Annotated in this window: 3 protein-coding genes; 2 read left to right on the top strand and 1 reads right to left on the bottom strand. The window is 73.4% G+C overall.

Features of this window, described 5'->3' with window-relative positions:
- Window positions 1-13: 13 nt before the first annotated feature.
- Window positions 14-1,303 (bottom strand): ABC transporter substrate-binding protein, encoded by a 1,290-nt coding sequence (locus ACFV4N_RS40275; protein WP_499677953.1) that lies wholly within the window; start codon window positions 1,301-1,303, stop codon window positions 14-16.
- A 182-nt stretch (window positions 1,304-1,485) separates the two neighbouring features.
- Here ACFV4N_RS40275 and ACFV4N_RS40270 point away from each other — a divergent pair, with 182 nt between their 5' ends.
- The gene (locus ACFV4N_RS40270; RefSeq protein WP_499677952.1) at window positions 1,486-3,747 is read left to right on the top strand and encodes a rhamnogalacturonan lyase; all 2,262 of its coding nucleotides are present in this window, start codon (window positions 1,486-1,488) and stop codon (window positions 3,745-3,747) included.
- 9 nt (window positions 3,748-3,756) lie between these two features.
- A partial coding sequence (locus tag ACFV4N_RS40265; RefSeq protein ID WP_499677951.1) for a carbon-nitrogen hydrolase family protein occupies window positions 3,757-4,431 on the top strand: 675 nt, incomplete at its 3' end.

Below are 4,431 nucleotides of genomic sequence, written 5' to 3'. Positions count from 1 at the left end.
GACCGGGTCACGGTCAGGACCCCAGGGACTGCTCGGCGTCCTGGATGACGCGCGCGGCGGCCTCGGCGACGCCGACCCGGTTGAAGATCACGTCGTCGTAGGTGCGCTGGAAGTCGCGCTTGATCGCCGAGGAGCCGGTGGGCCAGGCGCCGAAGGCGGGCCCGATCTTGTCCTTCTGGGCCTCCTCGTAGTCGCACACGGCCTTGCTGGCCTCGGTCGAGCCGGCGCAGACCTGGGCGCGGACCTCCTCGTTGGGCGGCACGCCGCGGGAGGCGCCGAGCAGCTTGCCCGCCTCGGGGTCGTTGAGCAGGAAGTCCAGCAGCTTCACCGCGGCCTCCTTGTGCTCGGAGCGCCGGGCGACGGCGAAGGAGACCGGGGGCAGCGCGGCCATGCCGCTCTCGGCGACGTCGCTGGGCAGCGGCGCGAGTTCCAGGTCGGGCCCGAACGCGCCGAAGTAGCCGGTGACGGTGGAGTCGTAGCCGATCTCGGAGGCGGCCTGCTTGGTGACGATGCCGGAGTTCTGCACCGAGCCGTCCATCTTGGTGGTCACCTCGGGGGGCGACACGCCCTTGCCGGGGCGCATGGCGCCGATCATCTCCCAGTACTCGGTCAGGTCCTCGGCGGTGAAGCCGAGCCGGCCTTCGGGGGTGTAGAGCTGCTTGTCGTGCTGGCGCAGCCAGACCTCGAACCAGTCGATGGCCCAGCCGAAGTCGGTGGTGCCGGCGACCGCGCCCGCCGCGCCGACCTTGCCCACGGCCTCGGCGAACTCGGCCCAGGTCCACTTCTCGCCCGGCGCGGTCGGCACCTTCGCGCCCACCGCCTCGAAGTGGGTGGGGTCGACGACCAGGACCTGGGTGGTGGCGCCGGCGGCGACGGCGTACTGCTTGCCGTCGACTTTGCCGCCCTCCAGCAGGTTGGCCGGGATCTTGTCGACCTTGAGCGACTTGCCCGCGTACTCGTCGAGCTCGGCGAGCACGTTGCGGCCGGCGTACTCGCCCAGGGTGGCCCGGTCCAGTTGGAGCAGGTCGGGGCCTGCGCCGCCGGCGACCTGGGTGGACAGCTTCTGGAAGTAGGCGTCGTAGCCGCTGTACTCGGTCTCGACCTCGATGTCGGGGTTGCGCCGCTGGAACTCGTCGACGGCGGCCCTGGTGACCTTGGCGCGGTCCTCGTTGCCCCACCAGACGAACCGCAGGGTCACCGGCCCGTCGCCGGGTTCGTCGCCACCGCACCCGGCCAGCGCGGCGGTCGTGGTCAGCAGTCCGACCAGCAGGCCTGCCGCGCCCCGGCGAGACACTCGTCCCATCGCCCTCACCTCTCGTTTGAATCGGTTCAAACAACGTAGGTGAGCCGCATCACGGCGTCAAGGATAGCGCTTTCCTTGTTGAACCTCAAAGGGTTCCCGAGGGCTTGCCTTTCGCCTTGAAACGGTTCATCGTGTGGCGCTGTCACGCACCTCGCGCACCGTCGCGCCCCTGGAGGCCGCCGATGACCCGTTCGCGCCCACGCCACCTGCTCGCCGCGCTGGCGGCGTTCACGCTCCTGATCCCCGCTCCCCCGGCCACCGCCGCCACCGGTGGCGGCGGCCCCCGGCTGGAGCGCCTCGACCGGGGTCTGGTGGCCGTGCGCACCGACGCCGGGGTGTTCCTCAGTTGGCGGCTGCTGCGCCACGAGGTCACCGGCCACACCGCCACGGGCCTGGACGGCCCGGCGTTCGCGGTCTACCGCGACGGCCGCCGGGTCGCCACGGTCACCGACAGCACCAACTTCCTCGACCGGGAGGGCGGGTCGCGCTACCGGGTGGCCCCGCTGGTGCGGGGCGTGCCGGTCGGGGTGAGCGGCGCGGTGTCGCCGTGGGAGGGCGGTCACCACGACCTGCCGCTGCGCAAGCCCGCCGACGGGGTCACCCCGGCGGGCGAGGCGTACACGTACTCGGCCAACGACGCGAGCGTCGGCGACGTGGACGGCGACGGCAGCTACGAGTACGTGGTGAAGTGGGACCCGTCCAACTCCAAGGACGTCTCCCAGGTCGGCTACACCGGACCGACCTATGTGGACACCTACCGGTTCGACGGCACGCTGCTGCACCGGGTGGACCTGGGCGTGAACATCCGCTCGGGCGCGCACTACACCCAGTTCCTGGTCTACGACTTCGACGGCGACGGCCGCTCGGAGATGATGCTCAAGACCGCGCCGGGCACCTCGGTCACCTCCTACGACCGGCGCGGCGACGCGGTGCGGCGGCACGTGACCATGCCGCGCGAGGACGTGCGGGCCGGCTACTCGCACCGCGACGACTACCGGCTCGACGCCGCCGGCTACCACGAGCACCTGGTCCGGGTCTTCCGCGGCTGGCACGAGCACCCGGAGGTGGTCGCGGGTCGCTGGCCGGCCACCCTGGAGCGGGCCTTCGGCGTCGAACCGCGCTACGCCTACCCGCTGTCCGACGCGGACGCGCGGGCGCTGGTGGACCACTTCATGGACGTCTACGCGCCCTCCCGCAGCGCGCGCAACAACCTGCGGGCGTTCGCGGGGTTCGTGCTGTCGGGCCCGGAGTACCTGACGGTGCTGGACGGCGCGACCGGCCGGGAGCTCAAGACCGTGCGGTACGAGCCGGGGCGGCACGACGACGGGTTGATGTGGGGCGACTACGCCCTGCCCCGGATCGAGCCGGGCAACCGGGTCGACCGGTTCCTGGCCGGGGTGGCCTACCTGGACGGCAGGCGGCCCTCGGCGGTGTTCGCCCGCGGCTACTACACGCGCAGCACCGTGGCTGCCTACCGGTGGGACGGCCGGGACCTGCGGCGGGACTGGTTCGTCGACAGCGGCTGGACCCCGATGGCCAACCCGTTCGACGACCCGGTGCACGGCCGCGACGGCACCTCGCCCGAGCACGGCCGGCTGACCACCCAGGGCGCGCACTCGCTCAGCGCCGCCGACGTGGACGGCGACGGCAGGCAGGAGGTCGTGTACGGGGCGGCCACCATCGACCACGACGGGTCGCTGCGCTACAGCTCGTTCGGCGTGCTGCCGCCGGGCAGCGCCAACCCCGGCGCGTCGGCGCGGCTGGGGCACGGCGACGCGCTGCACGTCACCGACATCGACCCGGCGCGACCCGGCCTGGAGATCTACATGGTGCACGAGGGCGCCCGCTCCGCGCCCTACGGCCACACGCTGCGCGACGCGTCCACCGGAGAGGTGATCCACGGCGGCTACACCGGGGCGGACACCGGGCGCGGCATGGTGGGCGACGTGCTGCCGGACGTGCCGGGGCTGGAGACCTGGGCGTCGGCGCCGGGCGGCACGGCCTCGGTGGGCCTGTGGTCGGCCGACGGGCGGCGGCTGTCGGACGCGATCCCGGGCACCAACCAGAGCATCCGGTGGGCGGCCGACCTCACCACGCAGGTCGTGAACGGCTCGGGCACGGCGACCCCGACCGTGGAGGACTGGCGGCGCGGCACGCTGCTGACCGCGACCGGCACGCTGGCCAACAACGGCACCAAGGGCAACCCGTCGCTGGTGGCCGACGTGCTCGGCGACTGGCGGGAGGAGCTGGTGGTGCGCACGGCCGACAGCTCGGCGCTGCGCGTGCACGTGAGCACCGAGGTGACCGGCCACAAGATGTACACCCTGATGCACGACCCGCAGTACCGGGTGGACGTGGCGCGGCAGCAGACCACCTACAACCAGCCCGCCCACCCCGGTTTCCACCTCGCGTCGGACACCGACTGGGCCGAGGTGCCGCGCTAGGGTTGGCGCGTGATCACCGTTGCGGTCGCCCAGCCGCGCTGCACCGCCTACGACGTGGCCGCCAACGCGCGGGCCCACGCCGAGGCGGTGCGCGCGGCGGGTGCGCGCGTGGTGGTGTTCCCGGAGATGTCGCTGACCGGGTACCACTTCGACGCGCCCGAGGTGTCGTTCGACCTGCTCGAACCGCTGGTGCGGGCGTGCGCGGAGACCGGCGCCGTGGCGCTGGCCGGCGGACCGGTGGCGGGACCGTCCATCGGGGTGCTGGAGGTGTCGGGCTCCGGCGTGCGGGTGGCCTACCGGAAGGTGTGGCTGGGCCCGCTGGAGGCCGTGTGCTTCGAACCCGGTCCCGGACCGGCGGTGGTCGAGGTGGACGGGGTGCGGCTGGGCCTGGCCGTGTGCCGGGACACCGGCGTGCCGCGGCACGCCGCGGACACCGCGGCCCTGGGCGTCGAAGCCAAAGTGGCGGGAGTGCTGGAGCACGTGGAGGACGCCGGGGTCGTCGGGCAGCGGGCGCGGCGCGTCGCGGGAGACCACGGCGTGTGGGTGGCGGCGGCGAGCTTCGCCGGCTCGACCGGCGAGGGGTTCTCGCGCGCGGCGGGCGGTTCCGGCATCTGGGACCCCTCGGGCGAGCAGGTGGCGTCGGCGGGCCCCGAGGTCGGCGCGGTGGTCTCGGCGGTCCTGGGC

The sequence above is a fragment of the Actinosynnema sp. NPDC059797 genome (assembly GCF_042732085.1).
Taxonomy (GTDB): domain Bacteria; phylum Actinomycetota; class Actinomycetes; order Mycobacteriales; family Pseudonocardiaceae; genus Actinosynnema.
Note: the sequence above shows the minus strand (reverse complement) of the source record. Positions and strands in the feature narration are given on the sequence as shown.

Bases quoted from the DNA above. Each gene is read 5' to 3' on its own strand.
- ACFV4N_RS40275 (WP_499677953.1), bottom strand. From the start codon at position 1,303: ATGGGACGAGTGTCTCGCCGGGGCGCGGCAGGCCTGCTGGTCGGACTG.
- ACFV4N_RS40270 (WP_499677952.1), top strand. From the start codon at position 1,486: ATGACCCGTTCGCGCCCACGCCACCTGCTCGCCGCGCTGGCGGCGTTC.